Consider the following 21,125-nt stretch of genomic DNA (forward strand, 5'->3'; position numbering starts at 1 on the left):
GTTTATTTCTGTAACGAAGAGTTGTGAACTGTTGCAGGTTTTCTGCGGGCATAAAAAAGGCTCCCTTCCGGGAGCCTTTGAATACTGCGCTAATGTGTATTGAAACTCGACGTTTCAGTTCGCGCGGCGTTTTCGACCAACCAGTGTCAGGCCGATGATGCCAATGCCCAGCAGCGCCAGTGAGCCAGGTTCGGGCACGGTAACAGAGCCCTTGCCGTAAAGGCTCACGTGAGACAGGCCATTACCCTTGCCGAAGTACGCCCAGTCTCCAGAGGAGACGAGGGAGTTAAGTTCATAAACGAACCAGTTGTCAGCCTTGTTTCCGCCACCAAATTTGAAGCCGATTGCAATAGTGCTGTATGAGTCCCAAAGGCTGCTATCGAATTCCCAGGTGCCGGTGCTGTCGGTCTGTCCGTACTCCAGATTGTAAAGTGCTGTGGGGTTCCCTGCGTTTTCAGATTTCTCCACAAACTGATAACCCGTTCCTGCGGCGTTGTTAAGAAAAATGTCATTGGCAGGGTTGCCGGTAAAGCTCGGGTTGTTCTTGCCGGACGCCAGGCATGCTGTGGCCTGCGAATCGTCCATCTGCATATAGTTATAGGCATCATCACATTTGATGGGTGCCGCGACAGCATAACCTGACATCAGTAATGCGGATGTCAGCGTTCCAGCCACCAGTGGCCAAAACTTAGTTCTCGTGTTCATTTTTGCTACTCCCGGTGATATTCCTTACTACGGGAGAATCACAGCATTAAAGGTGCCACAGTCCAAAATCATCGTTGTTACCGATACATAGGCAAAGCGCAGTTTCCGACTCGGTTTGATAGTGTAAGAAAAGCTGACATTCCCGGAGTCACGATGCCAGTGTCAACTGGTCAGCACCGATAGCACCTTCTGCGCATGCTCCGCCATTTCACTGCCCAGACTTGTCAGGTAACCGCCATCCTTCTGAGTGATCAGCCCCTTCTGGTGTAGGCGTTCAGCCGCGGTCACCATCTCCGGTGCAGCTGAATGCTGGTGAACCTTGATGCCCTCCTGCGCGGAAGACAGATCGAACATCGCCAGCAGGTTGAGTTCATCAATGTGGTCGGAAGAGAAAGGCATGGTGCGTTCCTTGTGTTATTTTTAATGGTCTTAGTGTAGTTGTATACGAAGCCACGGTATTCGGCAAAACTGATTTCCGGATAAACCACCCCACCTGGATGGAGACAGGGATGTACACCCTTCATATTGCGAACAAGAACTACTCGTCATGGTCGTTACGCCCTTGGGTCCTGATGAAGGAGCTGGGCATTGAGTTTAATGAGCAGCTCATTGTGTTTGGTGATGAGCCCACCTGGCAGGCTTACAGGCGCCTGAGCCCCAGCGGCAAGGTACCCTGCCTCACGGATGAAAGCACAACCGTATGGGACTCGCTGGCCATCATTGAGTATCTGGCCGAGCGTCACGAGGGCGTCTGGCCCAAAAACGTAAAGGCCCGCGCCTGGGCTCGCTGTGCTGCTGCTGAAATGCATTCCGGGTTCCAGTCGCTACGGGATATCTGCAGCATGAACGTGGGCCTGCGTATCCGCATGAACACGGTCAGTGAGGGCCTGCAAAAGGATGTCGACCGCATCGACAGCCTGTGGTCCCATGGCCTGCAGCAGTTCGGTGGCCCGTTCCTCGCCGGTGACCGCTTTAGCGCTGTGGATGCCTTCTTTGCCCCTGTCGTCTATCGGGTACGCACCTACGGGCTGGACCTGAGCGAAGGCGCCGCTGCCTACGTTGAGAGGGTTCTGGCGTTAGGCAGTATGCAGCAGTGGGAAGCCGAATCCCTCGCGGAACCGTGGCGAGACACCGAACACGAGGACATCGCGTTCACCGTCGGCACCTTGCTCGCGGACCACAGACAATAGCCACTTTCTTTAACAGACAGAGGACTCACCAGGCATGATCAGTTGGGAAGACTTTGAGAGCGTAGAGCTGCGCATCGGCACCATCATCGAGGTAAACGAATTTCCGGAAGCCCGCAGGCCGGCGTACAAGTTGAAAGTCGATTTCGGTCCGGAAGTGGGCATCCGAAAATCCAGTGCGCAGATTACCGACCTGTACGATCCTGAGACGTTATTGGGTAAACAGGTGCTCGCCGTAACAAACTTCCCGCCAAAACAGATTGGCAAATTTATGTCCGAGTGCCTGGTGACTGGGATCAAGAATGATGAGGGGGCGATAACCCTGGTAAGCACGGATCACAAGGTGAGTAATGGGCAGAGGCTTATCTGAAGGTAAAACTGGGGAAATGGTGGGCCCACCTGGACTCGAACCAGGGACCAAAGGATTATGAGTCCTCTGCTCTAACCAACTGAGCTATAGGCCCTTTTTCAGCGGATGCTGCTTAAAGGTTTGCTTTTGGGGTGTCGCTTCCGGGCGGGAGCAACAAAGCGGGCGCCATTATACCGGTGAGGGATGGCGCCCGCTACTGTTGTGGTGTTATCCGTTGCCCTGATCGTCAATGAAGCCGCGCAGGTGATCGGAGCGGGAAGGATGGCGCAGTTTGCGCAGGGCCTTGGCTTCGATCTGGCGGATTCGCTCGCGGGTTACGTCAAACTGCTTGCCCACTTCTTCCAGGGTGTGGTCGGTGTTCATTTCGATACCGAAGCGCATGCGCAGCACCTTGGACTCGCGCGCGGTCAGGCCGGAGAGCACGGAGCGGGTAGCTTCGCGCAGGCCTTCAGCGGTAGCGGAGTCAACAGGTGACAGGGCCTGGATATCTTCAATGAAGTCGCCCAGGTGGCTGTCTTCGTCATCACCGATCGGGGTTTCCATGGAGATCGGTTCCTTGGCGATCTTCAGTACCTTGCGGATCTTGTCCTCGGGCATTTCCATGCGCTCGCCCAACTCTTCCGGCGTGGGCTCGCGGCCCATCTCCTGCAGCATCTGACGGGAGATGCGGTTGAGTTTGTTGATGGTTTCGATCATGTGCACCGGAATACGGATGGTGCGGGCCTGGTCCGCGATGGAGCGGGTGATGGCCTGACGAATCCACCATGTGGCGTAGGTGGAGAACTTGTAGCCACGGCGATACTCGAATTTGTCGACCGCCTTCATCAGGCCGATGTTGCCTTCCTGAATCAGATCGAGGAACTGCAGGCCGCGGTTGGTGTACTTCTTGGCAATGGAGATAACCAGACGCAGGTTGGCTTCCACCATTTCCTTCTTGGCACGGCGGGCCTTGGCTTCGCCGATGGAAACGCGGCGGTTGATTTCCTTGATGTCGGAAACGTCCAGGTCCACTTCGGTCTGGATATTGGCAATGCGCTTCTGCAGGCGGACAATTTCGTCGATGCGCTCAGCAATCAGCGGTGCATAGGGCTTCTTGCCCTTGGACATCTTCTCGGCCCAGTCCAGGCTGGTTTCGTTACCGGGGAACGACTTGATGAAATCCTTACGCGGCATCTTGCACTCGCGTACGCAGATTTTCATGATCGCCCGCTCGTTCTCCCGCACCAGATCGTTGGTGGAGCGAACGACGTTCACCAGTTCGTCAAACGCCTTGTTGCCCAGCTTGAACGGGGCGAATACCTGGCCCAGTTCGTTCAGGGCTTCCTGGGTTTTCTTGTGGCCGCGGCCGTGTTTGGCCAGGCTTGCGTCGGCGGCATCGAGCTTTTCTTTCAGCAGCTCAAAACGCAGACGGGTTTCTTCCGGATCCGGACCGCTTTCGGTTTCTTCTTCGCTGTCGTCATCGTCATCATCGTCGTCGGATGAATCGTCCGAGGTGCTGGACGTGTCCGGGGTAGTGTCTTCCTCCATGAACGGCTCGGCGCCGTCGGGGTCGAGGAAGCCGGAGACGATGTCGCTGAGGCGGCCTTCGTTCTCGATGATGCGGTCGTAGGCCTGGATAACGGTACCGGTGATGCCGGGAAAGTGGGCCACGGCGGCCATGACATCACGGATACCTTCCTCGATGCGCTTGGCAATGACAATTTCGCCTTCGCGGGTCAGCAGCTCCACGGTGCCCATTTCGCGCATGTACATGCGGACCGGGTCCGTGGTGCGGCCAGCGTCGGATTCCACGGCTGCAAGTGCCGCAGCGGCTTCAGCGGCCGCAGCTTCGTCAGCGGTGGAGTCACCGTCAGTCATCAGCAGCGTGTCCGCGTCCGGCGCCACTTCAGACACCTGGATGCCCATGTCGTTGATCATGCGAATGATGTCTTCGACCTGGTCCGGGTCAGCAATGTCTTCCGGGAGGTGGTCGTTTACCTCGGCGTAAGTCAGGTAACCTTGTTCCTTGCCTCGTGCAATGAGGTCTTTAAGACGTGATTTCTGCGAATTGCCTGACATAGACACCCTGTGAACTCGCTGGTAAAAGGAAAAAAGTGAAACAGCCATTATAGCTGTCGCGCGGTTGCTCTGCCACCGGATGGTTAGATGGTGATCAATACTGCAAGTTTCAAGTGCAGTGCCGTTTCCGGCGGCAGTTATTGCGTTTTTTGGCCCGCCGGCTCTGTTTTCTGGCGCTGGTCAGTCGTCGTTCTGTCCGGTCAGTGCCTTCAGCTCCTGCCGCTCTTCAGCGCTAAGGTCTGCCAGGCTACGTTTTTCCGATAGCAGAGACGCCAGCCGCTGCTTGCGCGCCACTTCCCGGTTCGGGTTTAGCATTTCCCTGGCGCCAGCCAGGGTCTGTTCCCGTGCGGGGATGTGTTCAATGCCATCGAACAGGCTGTAAAACTGTTCTCTGGCGCGGTTATCCGTTGCCAGTTCGCGGACCAGGGAGCGCCGGTCTTTGATGGCGTGCTCCAGGATCCAGCCGGCGAACTGGCTTGCCTGCCGGTATTGGCGGCTGCTGCGGCAAAGTTCAGCAATTTCGCTGGCCATGTCCGGCGCTTCAAGCAGGGCCAGACAAAGCTGGGTATCCTTGCTGAGTTTTACGTCAATCCGTTGTTCCTGCACCCGGCGTTCGCCGTATCCGCCCTTGCCGTTTGGCTGGCGGCGGTTCTGCCAGTCGCCCCGGTTGTTGCCGCACAGTCGCAGCATTTCATGCCACATGGCATCCCTGAGGGTGCTCCTGGGCATTTTCTTCAGCAGCGGTTCTACCCGTGCCTTCAGCTCACCCCGGTCTTCCGGCAGCGTCAGGTCCAGTCCCTCGCTTTGCCGGTTGAACAGGTAGCGAGACAGGGGCGTGGCGCCGTTGATGCGTTCCTGGAACGCGTCGGGGCCCTCCTTGCGCACCAGTGTGTCCGGGTCTTCACCGTCCGGCATCATCAGGAATTGCAGATGAAGGCCGTCGGTCAGCAATTCCAGAGCATTCTCCAGGGCCTTGTCGGCCGCCCGGTAACCGGCCTGGTCGCCGTCAAAACAGAACACCAGATGCCGTACCTGCTTCAGCAGTGCCGACAGGCTGTCCTGGTTCGTGGCTGTGCCCAGCGTGGCCACGGCAAAGTGGATGCCGTTCTGCGCGAGCGCAATGACATCCATGTAGCCTTCCACCACCAGCAGCCTGTCGAGTTGGCGGATCGACTGTTTGGCTTCATAAAGGCCGTAGATTTCGCGGCTTTTATGGAACACATCAGACTCCGGAGAGTTGATGTACTTGGCCTTGTCATCACCCAGTGTGCGCCCGCCAAAGGCAATGGTTCGTCCGCGGCTGTTGCGGATCGGAAACATCACCCGGTTGCGGAACAGATCCCGTGGCCGGCCATACTTGTCGGAGACCGTGCCGGTTTCAACCAACGGCCCCTGCAGATCCTTGCTGGCACTGTCGAACAACGCGGTGCCGGTGCCGGGCGCGTAGCCCAGCTGGTACTGTTCGATAATGCTGTCGTCCAGGCCCCTCTGTTTGAGGTAGTCCCGGGCGAATTCGCCTTGCTGGCCCTTCAGAGCGGACTGATAGAAGCGGCTGGCGTAATCCAGGGCGTCCGTCAGTGTTCGCGCCTGCTGCATTTCCTGGCGCGCGCTCTGGTCGTAGGGCACTTCCATGCCGGCTCGGCGGGCCAGTTCCTCTACCGCGTCGGTAAAGCCCAGGCCATCGAATTCGCGGACAAAACTGATGGCATCGCCATGGGCGCCACAGCCAAAGCAGTGGTAAAAGCCCTTGTCCGGCCGAACGTTGAAAGACGGCGTTTTCTCATCATGGAAGGGGCAGCGGGCCTTGTAGTTGCCGCCGGCCTTTTTCAGGGTGATACGTGATCCGATCAGCTCCGCCAGGTCTATCCGGTCGAGCAGGTCTTCAACAAAGCGTTGCGGGATCAGTCCACTCATGATGTCTCCGGTCGCGCGGAAAGTGCCGGGCCTGGAAGTACAGCCAAAAATGCCGCCGAAGCCAGGCCTCGGCGGCATTTTGGTATCGCTCTGTGCAACCTGCGGCTATACAGGCGATTATAGGCTTGCAGTCAAGCGGCGTCCGGTAAAGCTTAGTACAGACGCTCGAACTTGCGCTGTTCCCGCTGAAGCTTCTTGAGATGACGCTTGACGGCTGCGGCTGCCTTGCGCTTGCGCACGGCTGTCGGCTTCTCGTAGTGCTCACGGCGACGTACTTCCGACAGAACGCCTGCTTTCTCGCAGGAGCGCTTGAAGCGACGAAGGGCTACGTCAAACGGTTCATTCTCTTTCACTTTAACAGCTGGCATTCGAAAATCACCTACCTGATTGATTCGGTTTCTGTTTTGTCTGATCGACCGGTCTGTCAGATCGACTCGATACCTGGTCAGATTGGCTAAAACTCGACCAGTGCGTATTTAAGGCCGGCAATGATAGCGCCTGCCCATGGCCGAGGTCAATGTTTGTTCGATGAAACTGACGGAGGGTTTCGGGTTTCTGCTAAAATGCTCCGCTGATGTTCACCAGTCTGGAGTTGTGGCCCTTATTTATGCTGATTCTCGGTATTGAAACCTCCTGTGATGAAACCGGCGTTGCCCTCTATGACAGCGAACGCGGGCTGCTGGCGCATGCGTTGTTCAGCCAGATTGATATGCACGCGGATTACGGCGGTGTGGTGCCGGAGCTGGCCTCCCGCGACCATGTCCGCAAACTGCTGCCGCTGTGTGATCAGGTGCTTGCCGATGCCGGTCGGGTTCGCGCTGATATCGACGGCATTGCCTACACCGCCGGTCCCGGTCTGGTGGGAGCGCTGATGGTAGGTGGTTCTGTGGCCCATGCCCTGGGATTTGCTCTGGGTGTGCCGGTGCTGGGTGTCCATCACATGGAGGGTCATCTGTTGGCACCAATGCTGGAAGACAATCCCCCGGCGTTTCCTTTTGTTGCCCTGCTGGTTTCCGGCGGCCATACCCAGTTAGTGCTGGTTAAGGGCATTGGCGAGTATGAAATGCTGGGTGAGTCTGTGGACGATGCCGCCGGCGAGGCCTTCGATAAAACCGCCAAGATGCTGGGGCTGGATTATCCCGGCGGGCCCAGGGTGGCGGCGCTGGCTGAAACGGGCACGTCTGGCCGGTATCGGTTCCCGCGCCCGATGACAGACCGGCCGGGGCTGGATTTCAGTTTTAGTGGCTTGAAGACGTTTACCCTCAATACGGTAACTGCGGCAGAACGTGCTGGGGGGCTGGATGACCAGACCCGCGCCGATATTGCCCTGGCCTTCGAGGCAGCGGTGGTGGATACACTGGCCATCAAATGTCGCCGTGCCCTGGAGCAGACCGGTTGCAAGCGCTTGGTGATTGCCGGCGGCGTTAGCGCCAATAAGCGGTTGCGTGCCGGGCTTGAGAAAATGACTGAGAAACTTCGTGCCGCCGTGTTCTACGCACGCCCTGAGTTCTGTACGGATAATGGCGCCATGATTGCTTACGCGGGTTGTCAGCGTATGAACTCAGGCCAGCAGGATGGCGATCGAATTGTGGCGGTGCCGCGCTGGCCGATGAATACACTGCCACCGGTTGGCGAACCACGGACGAATGGGCTGGTGGACTAGAAGCCCGGTTCCCGGCCCTGGGCCATGCGGATCAGGTTGTTGCGGTGACGCACCACAATCAGGATGGCCAGCAAGCCGAACAGTGGCAGGGTGTCGGGTTCGATCAGGGCGCTGATGATGGGGCCGCTGACAATGGCTACAATCGAGGCGAGCGCCGAGATCTTCCAGCGCCACATCACCAGGGCCCAGATGGCGGCCAGTAGAAGCGTGGTCGCTGGAGCCAGCGCAAGCCCGGCGCCCAGTGCCGTCGCCACGCCTTTTCCACCCTTGAATCGATAGAACAGTGGAATCATGTGCCCGGTCACCGCGCACAGCGCCACCATGGCCTGGGAAAGGATGGTCAGGTCTGCCTGGTGGGCAAACCACACCGGAAGCCAGCCCTTGGCGGCATCCAGGAATAACGTCAGTGCCGCTGGCGGCCATCCGCCGGTACGGTAGACGTTGGTGGCGCCGGGGTTCCCAGAGCCCTGGGCGCGTGGGTCTGGAAGATGCCAGGCGCGACAGACCGGCAGTGCAAACAGCATCGAGCCCGCCAAGTAGGCCAGGGCGCACAGTAGAACGGTCAGTACCGGGTCACTCAGATAGCTCATCGGTGGCGATCATTGGCAAAGTGAAAAAGACGCAAAGACGCGTACTGGTCATTTGTGAGAAAATGCCGGCCCCGCGACGAAGCAGGTCAGATTTTACACAGTATCCGCTGCCTGCGCGTTATTCAATCAGCAAAGAGTGTAAGCCCGGGAGAGCCTCCGTTGACAGATAGTGTACTGATCGAAGGTCTGGCCGTTGAGGCAATCATCGGCGTGTACGACTGGGAGCGGGAAGTCAGTCAGCGGCTGTTGGTGGACCTGGAGATGGCCTGGGATAACAGGGCACCGGCGGCGTCGGATGATGTCAGTGATGCTCTGAACTACGCTTTGGTCAGTGAGCGGGTCTCAGACTACCTTGTCGAGGCTCGCCCCCAATTGCTGGAAACCGCTGCGGAAGGCATTGCCGGTTTGCTACAGAGTGAATTCAACGTGCGCTGGGTCAGGTTGACCCTTCGTAAGCCAGGCGCCGTTCCGGCTGCAGCAGCCGTGGGTGTAAGGATTGAACGGGGGAGCCTCTGATGGCGCGGGTGTATATCAGTATCGGTAGCAACATTGACCGCGAGCGCTATATCACTGCGGCGCTGGATGCACTGGCTGGCTGGTTTGACGAACCGCTTATCTCATCTGTCTACGAGAGCGAGTCGGTCGGTTTTGATGGCTCGCCCTTCTACAATCTGGTGGTGGGCGTCGATACCGACCTGAGCGTGGCCGAGCTGTCGGCCCGCTTCAAGCAACTTGAGGCGGACAATGGTCGACGGCGGGGTGTGCCAAAGTTCAGCCCCCGAACACTGGATCTGGATATTCTCACCTACGATCACGAGGTGGGCCGGGTCGATGGTGTCGAGCTGCCCCGGGGCGAGATCCTGAAAAACGCCTTCGTGCTGTTGCCACTGGCGGAAATTGCGCCGACCGCCGTTCATCCGGTCTGCGGCGAGCGTTACCAGGCACTGTGGCAGGCCTATGACCGTGACCAGAAATTGTGGCCGGTGGACTTTACCTGGCGGGGCCGGCGCATCTCGCAGGCCGCTGCCCGATAAAGGGACTTTACGCCCCGTGATGTGAGCGGTATATCTGGATCAGGCTGGCCGTTGAGCTGTCGATGGCCTCGTCGCCTTCGGCAGTATCGCCGGTCAGGCGGTCCAGTATGCCCTTGCCCATCTGTTTCCCCAGTTCCACGCCCCACTGATCGAACGAATCCACATCCCAGATAATGCCCTGCACAAAGGTACGGTGTTCATAGAGAGCGATCAGCGCGCCGACGGTTTCCGGCGTCGATTTCTCCATCAGCAGGGTATTGCTGGGTTTGTTGCCGGGAATCACCTTGTGAGGCGCCAGTTTGTCGATCTCTCCAGAGCTCATGCCTTCGGCTTTCAGTTCCGCTTTGGCTTCGTCCAGGGTCTTGCCGGACATCAGAGCTCGTGACTGGCTCAGGCAGTTGGCAAACAGCGTAACGTGGTGACTGGCGACCGGGTTGTGGGTCTCCAGAGGAATAATGAAGTCCGCCGGAATCAGGCGTGTGCCTTGATGCAGTAGTTGGTGGAAGGCGTGTTGGCCGTTGGCACCCACGCCGCCCCAGATCACCGGGCCGCTTTGGTAGGTTAGCGGCTCACCGCCCTGGGTCACGCTCTTGCCGTTACTTTCCATGTCCAGTTGTTGCAGGTGCGCGGGCAGGCTGCGGAGGTAATGGTCGTAGGGCAGGATGGTGTAGGTTTCCGCGCCCCAGAAGTTGTTGTACCAGACCCCCAGCATGGCTATGACCACAGGCAGGTTCTGCTCCAGTGGCGCAGTATGGAAATGTTGGTCCATGGCATTGGCGCCGGAGAGCAGGGCACGGAAATTCTCCATGCCGATGGTCAATGCCACGGGCAGGCCGATGGCGGACCACAGCGAGTAGCGTCCGCCCACCCAGTCCCACATGGGGAAGATGTTGTCTTCGGAGATGCCGAATTTAACGGCTTCCGGGGTATTGGCAGTAACCGCCACGAAGTGCTTCGCGATCTGATCCTCGCTGCCGCCGTTGTCCAGGAACCAGTCCCGGGCCACCTTGCTGTTCTCCAGGGTTTCCTGGGTACGGAAGGATTTCGACTGGATCAGGAAGAGGGTGGTTTCCGGGTTGACCCGGCGCAGTACCTCGGCTATTTGGGTGCCGTCGATGTTGGCGACGTAGTGGCCCTTCAACTGGCCATGCCAGTAAGGGCGTAGAGCTTCCGATACCAGTTTGGGGCCGAGGAAGGAGCCGCCAATGCCAATACTGACCACATCGGTAAAGGCCTTGCCGGTATGCCCCTGCCAGCGCTCGCTAAGCACGTCGTCTACGAACTGCGCCATGCGATTCAGCGTGCCTTCCACTTCCGGAGTGATGTCCGTGCCGTCAACGTGGATGGAAGCGCCGCTGGTGTCCCGCAGGGCGATGTGCAGCGCCGGGCGCTTTTCAGTGACGTTGATGTGGTCGCCACGAAACATGGCTTCGATTTGCTCCGGTACACCGCATTTCCTGGCCAATGCCATCAGCTTCGCCAGGGTGTCATCGGTCATGCGGTTGCGGGAGTAATCCAGCGACAGGCCGCCGCCGCGAATGAAAAAACGGCTGGCTCGGTCGGGATCGTCGCTGAAAAGCTCCCTCATGTGGGTGCTTTCCAGTTCCGCCTGATGTGTCTTCAGTGCCTGCCACTCGGGCCGGCTGGTGAGTGGTACAGAGCCCTGGGACATTGTGGAATCCTTTCTGTCAGTGAATGTCGGATTAGCGGGTGATCGACAGGTTGTCGATCAGTCGTGTGGTACCCAGAAACGCTGCCACCAGTAGAGTCAGTTCGGTATCGTCGGCGCTGGCCGGTTTCAGGGTCAGGCTGTTGGCGATGTTGAAGTAATCCGGGCGTAACCCCGCTTTACTGAGGGCATCGTTGGCCTCTTGGGACAGCACTGTGAAATCGGTCCGGCCTTCGTGAATCTGTTCTGCGGTGTTCTTCAGTGTCTGATAGAGAGTCGGTGCAATGGCGCGTTCGTCCTCGGTAAGGAACCCGTTGCGGGAGCTTTTCGCCAGACCGTCCTCTTCGCGAACGGTCGGGCCGCCGATGACTTCCACCGGTATCATCAGATCCTGGGTAAGTTTGCGAATGACTGCCAATTGTTGGTAATCCTTCTCGCCAAACACCGCGATATCCGGCTGAACCATATTGAACAGCATGGTGACGACCGTGGCTACGCCCTCAAAGTGTCCGGGCCGGCTGGCGCCGCAATGGCCCTCACTGACTTCCGGAACAATAATACGGGTGTGCCTGGCCAGTCCCTCGGGATAGATTTCTTCATTGGAGGGGGCGAACACCAGGGTGCTGCCTGCAGCCTCAAGCCGCTCCTGATCTTCAATCAGTGTGCGGGGATAGGTGTCCAGGTCTTCCGTAGCGCCGAACTGCATCGGGTTCACGAAGATACTGGTCACGACGATGTCGGCTGCTTCACGGGCCTTTCTGACCAATGAAATATGCCCGTCATGCAGGTTGCCCATGGTGGGAACCAGCCCAATACGTTTCCCTTGCTGGCGATAGCTGCGCAGCATGGCACGGAGTTCTTTAAGCGTATGTACGGTTCTCATGCCTTGAACGTATGCTCCTCGGCGGGGAATGAGCGGTCGCGAACTGCGGCCACATAGGCTTCGATGGCACCTTTGATGGAGCCGGACTCCGCCAGGAAGTCCTTCACAAAGCGTGGTTTTCGGCCGGTGACCATGCCCAGCATATCGTGGACCACCAGTACCTGACCGTCGGTGTCTGCGCCGGCACCAATGCCGATCACCGGCGCTTGTACGGCCTGGGTGATCCTGGCTGCCAGCGGCGCAGGTACGCATTCCAGCAGGATGGCATCGGCGCCCGCGGCCACCAGTTCACAGGCGTGTTCAATCATAAGCTCGGCGTGCTTTTCGTCCCGGCCCTGGACCTTGTAGCCGCCAAACTTGTTGACGAACTGCGGGGTCAGGCCCAGATGGGCGCATACCGGCACGCCGCGTTCGCTCAGGGCGTGAATGGTGTCCTTCATCCAGTCGGTGCCTTCCAGCTTGACAATGTGGGCACCGGCGCGCATCAGCTCGGCGGCGTTCTCCAGGGCGGCCTCGGTGGTACCGTAGGTCATGAACGGCATGTCGGCCATGATCAGCGAGCCCCGGTTGCCTTTGGCTACGGACGACACGTGGTACACCATCTGATCCATGGTCACGGGGAGTGTGCTGTCGTGCCCCTGAAGCACCATGCCAAGAGAGTCGCCAATCAGGATAACATCAACGCCGGCCTCACTGACGATTTGAGCAAAGGTGGCATCGTAGGATGTCAGAACGGAGAAAGCTTCGCCCTTCTGCTTGTAATCGCGCAGAGTATTGATGGTAACAGCCATAGAATCCTTGCCTTGTGGGTGGATGGGCCAGACCGGGCCGGGTGTATGCCGGCATCCAGGCCTTTAGGGTAATCCGGGGGTGTGTTTGTGGCAATAGCCGCACGCCGAGCCGTTGGTCTCAGCCGGGCGGGAAAGGTGCCCGTTCCACCGGATTGAGTTTTTGCAGGTTGTTATCAGGGCATTGTTGTCGCAGTTGCGCGATGGTGCGGCCGTCTGGCAGTGCCAGTCCGGGCTCCAGGTCCAGTAACGGCTGCAAGACAAAGTCGCGGTTGGCGAGTTCGGCGTGGGGTACGGTCAGGCGTTCGCTGGCGATGGTTTCATTGCCATAGAGGAGCAGGTCCAGATCCAGGGTTCTCGGCCCCCAGTGCTGTATGCGTTCGCGGCCATGAGCCTGTTCAATGGCCTGTAGCTGGTCCAGCAGTTCCAGGGCGGAAAGTTCCGTGCGTAACCAGGCTGCGCCGTTTACGAAATCGGGCTGGTCCTGCGGGCCCACCGGCTTACTGCGATAAAAAGGGGACTGGGCCACCAGTTCAGTTTCCGACAGCGCAGCCAGCCGGGCCACGGCACCGGCCAGTTGCGCGGAAGGGTCAGCCTGGTTGCTGCCGAGCCCGATAAAAACATCCGTGGCCGTCATCGGTCAGGCCTTTTTCGCGGGCTTCTTGCGGCGGCGTTTCTTGGGGCCGTCACTGCCCAGTTGTGTCAACATACGTTCCTGGCCGCGTTCGTCAGTTTCCTGGAATTCCGTCCACCACTGGCCCAGTCCGGGTTCGATTTCGCCCGAGGCTTCCCTTACCAGCAGGAAGTCATAGGCGGCCCGGAAGCGGGGATGGGACATGGTGGCGAATGCGCGCTTACCCTGGCGACGTGGCAGGCGCATCTGCAGTTCCCAGATCTCCTTCATCGGGCCGGAGAAGCGCTTGGGGATCGAGGTGGCCTGAACCTGTCGGCCGATCACCTTGGCGATGGCCATGTGCAATGCCGGTTGTACCGGCTCCCCATTATCCTGGCGTTTCCGCCATTCCGCCTGCAGGGCTGGCCAGAGCATGGCCGCAAACAGGAAGTAGGGCGTTACTGACTTGCCCTGAGCGATGCGGGCATCGGTATTTCGCAGGGCCTTGCGGATCAGTTCATCCGGCTCGCCGTTGTTGATGGCCTGCACCGTCTCCGGGAACAAAGGCGCCAGCAGGTTGTATTCGCTGAGCAGGTCGTAAGTGGCTTCACCGAAACCTGCGGAGAACAGCTTAAGCACTTCTTCGAACAGGCGAGCTGGCGGAATGTGCGTGAGCAGTGGTGCCAGTTCCCGGATCGGGGCTTCGGTGTCGGGTTCGATATCGAAGCCCAGCTTGGCGGCGAAGCGTACGGCGCGGAGCATACGTACCGGGTCTTCCCGGTAGCGGGTTTCCGGGTCACCAATCAGGCGCATCTGACGGTTTTCCAGGTCTTCAATGCCGTTTGCGAAATCCACCACGGTGAAGTCGCGGATGCAGTAATAGAGGGCATTCACGGTGAAGTCCCTGCGCAAGGCGTCTTCTTCCAGATTGCCGTAGACGTTATCCCGCAGCAGCAGGCCATGCTCGCTGGTTCTGCGGTCATCGTCGTCGTCATCTTCCTGCGCTTCTGCCGCATTTCCGCGAAAGGTTGTGACCTCAATGACTTCCCGGCCGAACAGGACGTGAACAATGCGGAAGCGCCGGCCAATCAGCCTGGAGTTGCGGAACAGGTCATGCACCTCTTCCGGCGTGGCGTTGGTGGCGATATCAAAATCCTTGGGTTTGCCGCCAAGCAGTATGTCTCGAACACCGCCGCCTACCAGATACGCTTCGTAACCGGCATTATTCAGCCGACTGAGCACTTTCTTGGCGGGCTCGCTGATGAACGAGCGGGAAACGTTATGCTGGTCCCGGGGGATTTCCTGACGTTGATAGGTTCGGGCTTTTTTCTTCCCGTTTCCCTTTAGGAGCCCTCGAAATTTCTGGACGGCTGACGACAGAATGTTTGGAGTATTAGTAGACATTGAATTCCGTTATTGCGCTGAGCAAAAGCGAGAGTTTAACGGTTTGGGCGGGATTTGCACACGTTTGGCGACATAAGCTGGTGAAAACAACCAAGGGAAGGGCGCAAATGGTCAGTTCGAAAAAACGGTTGGGCCAGATAATCAAAAGGCGGATTCGTTTACACGAACCCGCCCTGAAAGCGTTGACGATCTGCATTGTTTTTGTTTTTACCGGGATTTTTCTTCGTTTTTCTACCCCACTGTCAATCCCCAAGCTTAGGGATTCCAGGAGTGCAAACGGAAAGCTTTGAATACACAGAGCAGTCAGAGACATCGGGCAAGTCATTGGGTAAATGCAGTGCCGCCTGGAAGACGATTCTTCTCTACATCTACAACTCGCACGTGCCGTGGGACCACTAAAAAGCAAAGTACCCAAAACACTCAGTTCGCTCACGTTCTGTTTTTGTTTTTGTTACCGAACGTCTTCTACAGCTTTTTGTTCTTGTTGTTGGCGCTGCGTTGTCACTGTTGTTTTTGTTGTTGTGCGCCCTATAGACTGCAGTCCGTGTGCCAGTTTTTGAAAACTGTTTATTAACAGTAGGTTAGTATTGTCGGTCTATTTGAGAAGGTGGATCGTAAGACTTAAGTGTTACTGAGGTCGCGTTTTTTAGATCTGGGGTGTTACCGTCAGGAACACTGGGTAACAACTGAGCTCAGGTTCACACTTTCCCGGTAACAACGCTTGCTGAGGGGTACCGGAAAAGTATCAGTTCCCCGAACTTTTCTTTCGTGGTATGCCCAGGCGTTGCCGCCGCTCCCACAGAGATTTACGGCTGATCCCCAACTTTTGGGCCAGCTCGGTTTCACTCATACGATCCTGGTTTTCCAGCACAAAGTGTTGGAAGTAATCTTCAAGGGAGAGGTCACTGGTGGCCTCGGCTTCCCGGGAGGGCGCCTGCTCGTTGTTGCCGTCCACCAGGGTTTCGGGGATGTTGACGTCGCCGCCTTCGCCGTCCAGATCCAGCAGGGACGGGGTGATCAGGTCGCTGTCACAGAGGATGGTGGCGCGCTCGATGGCGTTTTCCAGCTCCCTGACGTTGCCGGGCCAGCGGTGTCGTTCCAGCGCACGCATGGCCTCTGGTGTCAGGTTCAGGCCGGGTTTACTCATCTTTTCGCCCTGGCGTTGCAGGAATCGCTGGGCCAGGCCAAGAATATCCGACTGCCTTTCCCGCAGCGGCGGTATGCGAACCTGCATGACGTTCAGTCGGTAAAACAAGTCTTCGCGGAACCCACCGGTTCGTGTCATGGCCTTCAGGTTACGATGGGTGGCTGCAATCATACGCACGTCCACCTGGCGGCTCTGGGTGGAGCCCACCTTGCGAATCTCGCCTTCCTGCAACACCCGCAGCAGACGGGCCTGAGCCTCAGCGGGCAATTCGCCGATTTCGTCCAGAAACAGGCTGCCGCCGTCGGCTGCTTCGATCAGGCCGGTCCGGGCCGATACCGCCCCGGTAAACGACCCCTTTTCATGGCCGAACAGTTCCGACTCGATCAGGCTTTCCGGAATCGCGGCGCAGTTCACGGAAATAAGAGGTCTGGCGGCCCGGGGGCTCATCAGGTGAAGCGCGCGAGCAGCCAGCTCCTTGCCGGTTCCGGATTCGCCCTGGATCAGCACTGTGGTCTCCGTCGGCGCCACTTTGCGTATCAGGGTGAACACCTTCTGCATGGCATCGCAGTGACCAAACATGATGCTGGCCGGGTCGCTGTCCGGTGCAGCTGCATCTGCCTGATTCGATGATGACTGGGTATTAGAGGAAGAAATCTGCGGCTTTCTGGCGAGAATGCCCTCGACCGCTTCCAGCATTTCATCGTGATCGAAGGGTTTGGCAATGTACTCCACGGCGCCCATTTTCATGGAGTCCACGGCGGAGCGGAGGCTGGCATAGCTGGTCATGATTAGCACCGGAGTGTCCGGTGCGCGCCTTATCAGTTCCGTTCCGGCTGCGCCGGGCAGTCGAAGGTCGGAGATGATCAGGTCAAATTCGCCGGGGTCGTGGTTGTCTTCGGCTTCTTCAACGGAGCCAGCATCGGCAACCTCGTAACCGGCGTGCTGAAGCAGCTTGCGAACCGCTGAACGGATGATCTCTTCGTCTTCTACAATCAGAATGCGAGGCATAACGCGTTTACGACCCTTCGTTCTGGCTGATGGTGGTACCGGTGTCCGGCTCGTAGGCCGGCAACCTCATGCGCACACAGGTGCCGCGGCTAGTGTCAGCATCAGCCGGGCTGTCCACTTGAATGTTGCCGTAATGCTCTTCAATGATGCTGTACACCAGCGACAGGCCCAGGCCCGTTCCTTTATTGGGGGCCTTGGTGGTGTAAAAAGGCTCGAAGATATGGTCCAGCTGGTCTTTCGGTATGCCGGACCCGTCATCGGTGACCTCGATAATAGCGGAGTAGCCATCACGGTTTCCACTGATACGCACTTCTCCACCGATGGGTGAGGCGTCCCGGGCATTGGCCAGCAGGTTGATAAACACCTGCACCAGCCGTTGTTCATCCCCCAGGATGGTCAGCTCATTCGGACATTCGTTGCGGTAGTGAATGCCCATGCCCTTGTCACTGAGGGACAGCAGGTTGATGGACTCGTCCACACAACGGTGTATGTCCACCGGTTCGTAGCGGTTGGCGTGGGCATGGTTTCCGGTACGGGCAAAGTTCATCAGCGACTGCAGGATGGTGGAGATCCGCCGGGTCTGCTGTTGGATCTGATCCGCGGTGGACAGAATGTCCGGGTCGTCGGTTTCCAGCTTCAGGTTCTGGGCCAGGGAGGAGATACCGGTGACCGGATTGCCAATTTCGTGGGCGACACCGGCCGCGAGCCGGCCCACGGAGGCCAGGCGCTCGCTGTGCATCAGTTCGTCTTCCAGCAGGCGGGTTTCCGTCTGATCTTCCACCAGGATAATGCTGCCGCCCTCGGTGTGATCGGGGCCGCTCAAGGCTGCTTTGTGCAGGTTAAGCCAGTGGGGGCGGCCTTTCAGATCCAGGCGGTGCTTGTACCGGTGCAGGTCCTCACCGCTGTTGAAATCATCCAGCAGCAGGTGCCAGTGCTCGGGCAGGGCCATCAGTCGGGCACCCACCACATCGTCAGCTGTAATGCCGGTGAGGGCTTCCATGGCGTTGTTCCACATGAGTATTTCGCCGTCTTCGCCAACAGAGCAAGCGGGAATCGGAAGGTTCTGAAGGGTCTGGCGATAGTGACGGCGCAGGTTGTCCAGTTCCCCGGCGAGCCCGGTCAGGCGATTCTGGTAATCCCCGAGGGCCCGTTCGACATAGCGTATATCCTGTGCGGTGCCGCCGCTGGCCATGGGTTTATAGCCCAGGTGCCGTTTAACCAGATCACGAGCGACAGCGGGGCCCAGCAATCCCGAAAGGTTTACCTCCACTCGGTCGCGCAAGCGCCGAAGTTGGTAGGGCCGGTATTCCACGTTGGGCAGCTTGAGCTGGGTAAGGGCTTTTTCCACTTCCCGTCTTGCAACCCCCAACCCTAATGGAACCGCAAGCTGGCGGGTGAAGTCCGCAGACGAGGTTGCCAGTAACTCTCTGCGCTGGGGGCGGGAAAGCGCGCCCAGAGAACATGCCTGGGCAGCCCCGGCTTCTTCGGCGGAGCTCGTACTCAGTACTGAAATGAGGGTGAATATGGTGACATTCACCGTCAGGCTAACGAAGGTGAAGATGTGCCAGTTGCTGTAGTCCGGTACCAGCGGGGCACCGATGAAATCCAGCAGGTTGGCGGTATGGGAGAAGGGCAACACCAGGGTAATCACCCAAATGACCAGGCCGGAGACCAGCCCGGCGATCAGGCCACGGCGATTGCCTTCTGGCCAGTAGATCACACCAAGGGCGCCGGGGAGTAGCTGGAGCATGCCTGATAGTGAAATGGCGCCGAGGATCGACAGGTCCAGGTTTTTGCCCAGGGTTTCATGGAACAGCAGCGCAGCGAAGATGATGGCCGCGATAAGCAGGCGCTTGACCCATTTCAGCCAGTGGTAGATGTCACCGTGGTCCTTGGGGGTTCGTAGTGGAAGAACCGCATGGTTCAGCACCATGCCCGCCAGAGCCAGGGTGCTGACGATCATCAGGCCGCTGGCGGCGGACAGGCCGGCAATGTACATCATCAATGTTAGGGCCGGACTGCCGAGGGCCTGGGCGGTGCCGATGGCGTAGAAGTTCGGTCCCGTGGTGGCAGCCAACGCCTGGCCGCCCCAGAGAATCAGTGGAATCGGCAGGCCGAGCAGCAGCAGGTAGAGGGGCAATCCCCAACTGGCCTTTGCCAGTGCTTTGGGCGATGGGTTTTCACTGAAGGTCATGTGGTACATGTGGGGCAGTACCAGGGCACCGGCGAAGGACATCAGCATCAAGGCGCGCCAACTGCCGTCATCGATGCTCATGGTCATGGTGCTAACCGGAGTGCTCTGGTCCGCCAGCCAGGTTTCCAGTCCTGCCATACCATCGAATACGCCAAACAGGATGACTCCGCCAAGGATCAGCAGTGAGAAGAGTTTCACCAGGGAGTCGAAGGCAATGGCCAGTACCAGGCCCTGGTGGTTCTCGGAACCCTGGCTGCGACGAGTGCCGAACAGCATGGCAAACAAAACCACGATAATGCTGAAAAGCACACTGATGAGTTGGGGCGACGTGTCTGGCGCCAACAGGCTGGCAGACGTGGATACCGCCTGGATCTGCATGCTCAGCAAGGCCAGTATGGCGGTGCCGGAACAGATGGTTACCAGCGTGCCCGCCCACTGGCTTCGATACCGGTAGGCGAACAGGTCGGCAAGGGAGGTGAGCTGGTAGGCGCGGCCAATCCGCATCACCGGGTTGAGCAGAACCGGTGCCAGCAGAAAGGCGCCGCTGATGCCCAGGTAGTAGGCCAGGAAGCCAAACCCCGATTCAGCGGCCATGCCCACCGCGGCGTACACGGCCCAGATGCCGGCGTAGACGCCAAGGCTAAGCGTGTAGACCAGAGGGTGCCTGATCCAGCTGCGGGGCAGCGCGCCTTTTTCGGTCACCCACGCAATGCCGAAAAGCAGGACCAGATACAACAGGCTGGCCAGTAATAGGCTGGGAGCGCTAAAACTCATTGGGATCCCGTCGCCACTCCAGCCAGAAGCCGATGGCAATCAGGCCGGCCCAGATTACGTAGGGGCTGTACCAGGCATTCCCTGGCGACGTCCACCAGTCAAGAATGTTGGGAGAGAATATGTAGATGGCCAGAACCAGAAGGAAGACCAGACGGTAGATATACATCAGGCATGATATCCGCACTGTCGCTTGTGAAAAGGTTTATAACACGTCGTTCACCGGGCTGTCAGGTGAATCCGCTCCGGCGCCCAGTTGGCAGCGGCCCGGGCAAGCAGGGTACCGATGTCTGATGCCCCTGCCAACAAACGTTGTTCCTGTCCCAATGCGACGAGGGCCCGTTTCAGGTTGTCTATTGCTTTTCGGTCATCCAGGGCTGGTGCGTGGTTTTGCTTGCTGAGCTTCTGGCCTTCGGCGTTGAGAATAACCGGAATGTGCATCCACTGAGGTGGTGGCGCGCCCAGTGAACGATAGATCTGCTGTTGCTGTGCGGTCATGTCCAACAGGTCTGAGCCCCTGACGACGTGGCTGATGCCCTGGTCGATGTCGTCGGCAACCACCGCCAGTTGGTAGGCGTAGAAGCCTTCCTTGCGGAGGATGACCGGATCGTCCAGTTCAGCGTGTACCTGCTGCACTTGCGGCCCCAGTAATTGATCGTGCCACTCGCTGTGTTCGTCGTGAAGGGCAAAACGGACAGCGAACGGGCGTTCGCCCGGTTCGGCCTTCCCTTCACGGCAATGCTCCGGGTGGCGCCCATTGTTTTCCCGCAGTTGCTTTCGTGAACAGGCACAGCGATAGGCCAGCCTTTGGGTGAGTAAACGATCAATCAATGCGTGGTAATGGGCGTGGCGTTCTGACTGGAAGCGCACGGGTTCGTCGGAATGCAGGCCGTGGGCGTTCAGGCTATCCAGTATCCGCTGGGTGGCTTCAGGGGATTCCCGGAGAGGATCAAGGTCTTCAATCCGCACCAGCCAGGTGCCTTTATGACTGCGCGCCTCAAGGTAACTGGCAACCGCGGTGACCAGGGAGCCAAAATGCAGAGGCCCGGTTGGAGACGGCGCAAACCGGCCGCGATAGTGGGAATCAGTCATGGCTGGTGAACACCGGCCCCGGGTTCAGGGGCCAG

The 21,125-nt window shown here is 58.5% G+C and carries 20 protein-coding genes and 1 tRNA gene; 5 read left to right on the forward strand and 16 right to left on the reverse strand.

All coding sequences use genetic code 11. From position 1 onward, the window contains the following. Positions 1 to 114: 114 nt before the first annotated feature. On the reverse strand, positions 115 to 705 hold the full coding sequence (locus ACTRWH_RS12755; RefSeq protein ID WP_036203196.1) for a PEP-CTERM sorting domain-containing protein: 591 nt from the start codon (positions 703 to 705) through the stop codon (positions 115 to 117). A gap of 162 nt (positions 706 to 867) precedes the next feature. Further along, the gene (locus tag ACTRWH_RS12760) at positions 868 to 1,104 is read right to left on the reverse strand and encodes a TIGR02647 family protein (RefSeq protein ID WP_036203201.1); all 237 of its coding nucleotides are present in this window, start codon (positions 1,102 to 1,104) and stop codon (positions 868 to 870) included. Positions 1,105 to 1,214: 110 nt separating this feature from the next. On the opposite strand from ACTRWH_RS12760, the gene ACTRWH_RS12765 reads away from it, so the two are divergent. Both ACTRWH_RS12765 and ACTRWH_RS12770 read left to right on the forward strand, forming a co-directional pair. Further along, on the forward strand, positions 1,215 to 1,895 hold the full coding sequence (locus ACTRWH_RS12765) for a glutathione S-transferase family protein (protein WP_075195717.1): 681 nt from the start codon (positions 1,215 to 1,217) through the stop codon (positions 1,893 to 1,895). A gap of 34 nt (positions 1,896 to 1,929) precedes the next feature. Then, on the forward strand, positions 1,930 to 2,262 hold the full coding sequence (locus tag ACTRWH_RS12770; protein ID WP_228210358.1) for a tRNA-binding protein: 333 nt from the start codon (positions 1,930 to 1,932) through the stop codon (positions 2,260 to 2,262). Between the two features lie 17 nt (positions 2,263 to 2,279). Here the strand turns inward: ACTRWH_RS12770 and ACTRWH_RS12775 are convergent. From ACTRWH_RS12775 to rpsU, 4 genes are all read right to left on the reverse strand, one after another. Continuing rightward, positions 2,280 to 2,356 (reverse strand) — tRNA-Ile (locus ACTRWH_RS12775). A gap of 113 nt (positions 2,357 to 2,469) precedes the next feature. Further along, positions 2,470 to 4,320: an RNA polymerase sigma factor RpoD gene (gene rpoD, locus ACTRWH_RS12780; protein ID WP_036203209.1), complete on the reverse strand. Its 1,851-nt coding sequence runs from the start codon at positions 4,318 to 4,320 to the stop codon at positions 2,470 to 2,472. A gap of 180 nt (positions 4,321 to 4,500) precedes the next feature. Further along, a complete protein-coding gene (dnaG, locus tag ACTRWH_RS12785) occupies positions 4,501 to 6,234 on the reverse strand; it encodes a DNA primase (protein ID WP_462826470.1) in 1,734 nt (577 codons plus the stop codon). Positions 6,235 to 6,386: 152 nt separating this feature from the next. Continuing rightward, on the reverse strand, positions 6,387 to 6,602 hold the full coding sequence (rpsU, locus tag ACTRWH_RS12790) for a 30S ribosomal protein S21 (RefSeq protein WP_007153483.1): 216 nt from the start codon (positions 6,600 to 6,602) through the stop codon (positions 6,387 to 6,389). A 239-nt stretch (positions 6,603 to 6,841) separates the two neighbouring features. On the opposite strand from rpsU, the gene tsaD reads away from it, so the two are divergent. Next, entirely contained in the window at positions 6,842 to 7,897 is a 1,056-nt protein-coding gene (gene tsaD, locus ACTRWH_RS12795) for a tRNA (adenosine(37)-N6)-threonylcarbamoyltransferase complex transferase subunit TsaD (RefSeq protein ID WP_462826471.1), read from the forward strand. Here the strand turns inward: tsaD and plsY are convergent. Next, the gene (plsY, locus tag ACTRWH_RS12800) at positions 7,894 to 8,487 is read right to left on the reverse strand and encodes a glycerol-3-phosphate 1-O-acyltransferase PlsY (protein WP_036203213.1); all 594 of its coding nucleotides are present in this window, start codon (positions 8,485 to 8,487) and stop codon (positions 7,894 to 7,896) included. The genes tsaD and plsY overlap by 4 nt on opposite strands. A gap of 159 nt (positions 8,488 to 8,646) precedes the next feature. Here plsY and folB point away from each other — a divergent pair, with 159 nt between their 5' ends. Together folB and folK (ACTRWH_RS12810) are read left to right on the forward strand one after the other, a co-directional pair. Then, positions 8,647 to 9,003 (forward strand): dihydroneopterin aldolase, encoded by a 357-nt coding sequence (folB, locus tag ACTRWH_RS12805; protein WP_036203216.1) that lies wholly within the window; start codon positions 8,647 to 8,649, stop codon positions 9,001 to 9,003. Beyond that, entirely contained in the window at positions 9,003 to 9,521 is a 519-nt protein-coding gene (gene folK, locus ACTRWH_RS12810) for a 2-amino-4-hydroxy-6-hydroxymethyldihydropteridine diphosphokinase (protein ID WP_036203219.1), read from the forward strand. Before folB ends, folK (ACTRWH_RS12810) begins: the two co-directional genes overlap by 1 nt. Before the next feature lie 7 nt (positions 9,522 to 9,528). On the opposite strand, the gene pgi is transcribed toward folK (ACTRWH_RS12810), so the two are convergent. From pgi to gluQRS, 9 genes are all read right to left on the reverse strand, one after another. Next, a complete protein-coding gene (gene pgi / locus ACTRWH_RS12815; protein WP_136633950.1) occupies positions 9,529 to 11,193 on the reverse strand; it encodes a glucose-6-phosphate isomerase in 1,665 nt (554 codons plus the stop codon). 31 nt (positions 11,194 to 11,224) lie between these two features. Then, positions 11,225 to 12,073 carry a pantoate--beta-alanine ligase gene (panC, locus tag ACTRWH_RS12820; protein ID WP_036203225.1) on the reverse strand — a complete coding sequence of 283 codons (849 nt, stop codon included), beginning with the start codon at positions 12,071 to 12,073 and terminating at the stop codon, positions 11,225 to 11,227. Further along, positions 12,070 to 12,864, reverse strand: a complete 795-nt coding sequence (panB, locus tag ACTRWH_RS12825) for a 3-methyl-2-oxobutanoate hydroxymethyltransferase (protein ID WP_136633951.1) — start codon at positions 12,862 to 12,864, stop codon at positions 12,070 to 12,072. Before panB ends, panC begins: the two co-directional genes overlap by 4 nt. A 118-nt stretch (positions 12,865 to 12,982) precedes the next feature. Further along, a complete protein-coding gene (gene folK / locus ACTRWH_RS12830; RefSeq protein ID WP_036203230.1) occupies positions 12,983 to 13,498 on the reverse strand; it encodes a 2-amino-4-hydroxy-6-hydroxymethyldihydropteridine diphosphokinase in 516 nt (171 codons plus the stop codon). Positions 13,499 to 13,501: 3 nt separating this feature from the next. Further along, positions 13,502 to 14,878: a polynucleotide adenylyltransferase PcnB gene (gene pcnB, locus ACTRWH_RS12835; RefSeq protein ID WP_278366755.1), complete on the reverse strand. Its 1,377-nt coding sequence runs from the start codon at positions 14,876 to 14,878 to the stop codon at positions 13,502 to 13,504. A gap of 745 nt (positions 14,879 to 15,623) precedes the next feature. Beyond that, entirely contained in the window at positions 15,624 to 17,033 is a 1,410-nt protein-coding gene (locus tag ACTRWH_RS12840) for a sigma-54-dependent transcriptional regulator (RefSeq protein WP_041332653.1), read from the reverse strand. A gap of 7 nt (positions 17,034 to 17,040) precedes the next feature. Further along, entirely contained in the window at positions 17,041 to 20,001 is a 2,961-nt protein-coding gene (locus tag ACTRWH_RS12845) for an ATP-binding protein (RefSeq protein WP_036203238.1), read from the reverse strand. Beyond that, positions 19,991 to 20,167, reverse strand: a complete 177-nt coding sequence (locus ACTRWH_RS12850; RefSeq protein ID WP_007153470.1) for a hypothetical protein — start codon at positions 20,165 to 20,167, stop codon at positions 19,991 to 19,993. The genes ACTRWH_RS12845 and ACTRWH_RS12850 overlap by 11 nt, the downstream gene beginning before the upstream one ends. A gap of 50 nt (positions 20,168 to 20,217) precedes the next feature. Continuing rightward, a complete protein-coding gene (gluQRS, locus tag ACTRWH_RS12855) occupies positions 20,218 to 21,090 on the reverse strand; it encodes a tRNA glutamyl-Q(34) synthetase GluQRS (protein WP_199480625.1) in 873 nt (290 codons plus the stop codon). Positions 21,091 to 21,125: the final 35 nt, after the last annotated feature.

The organism is Marinobacter sp. G5_S1_61_S3 (assembly GCF_054968585.1).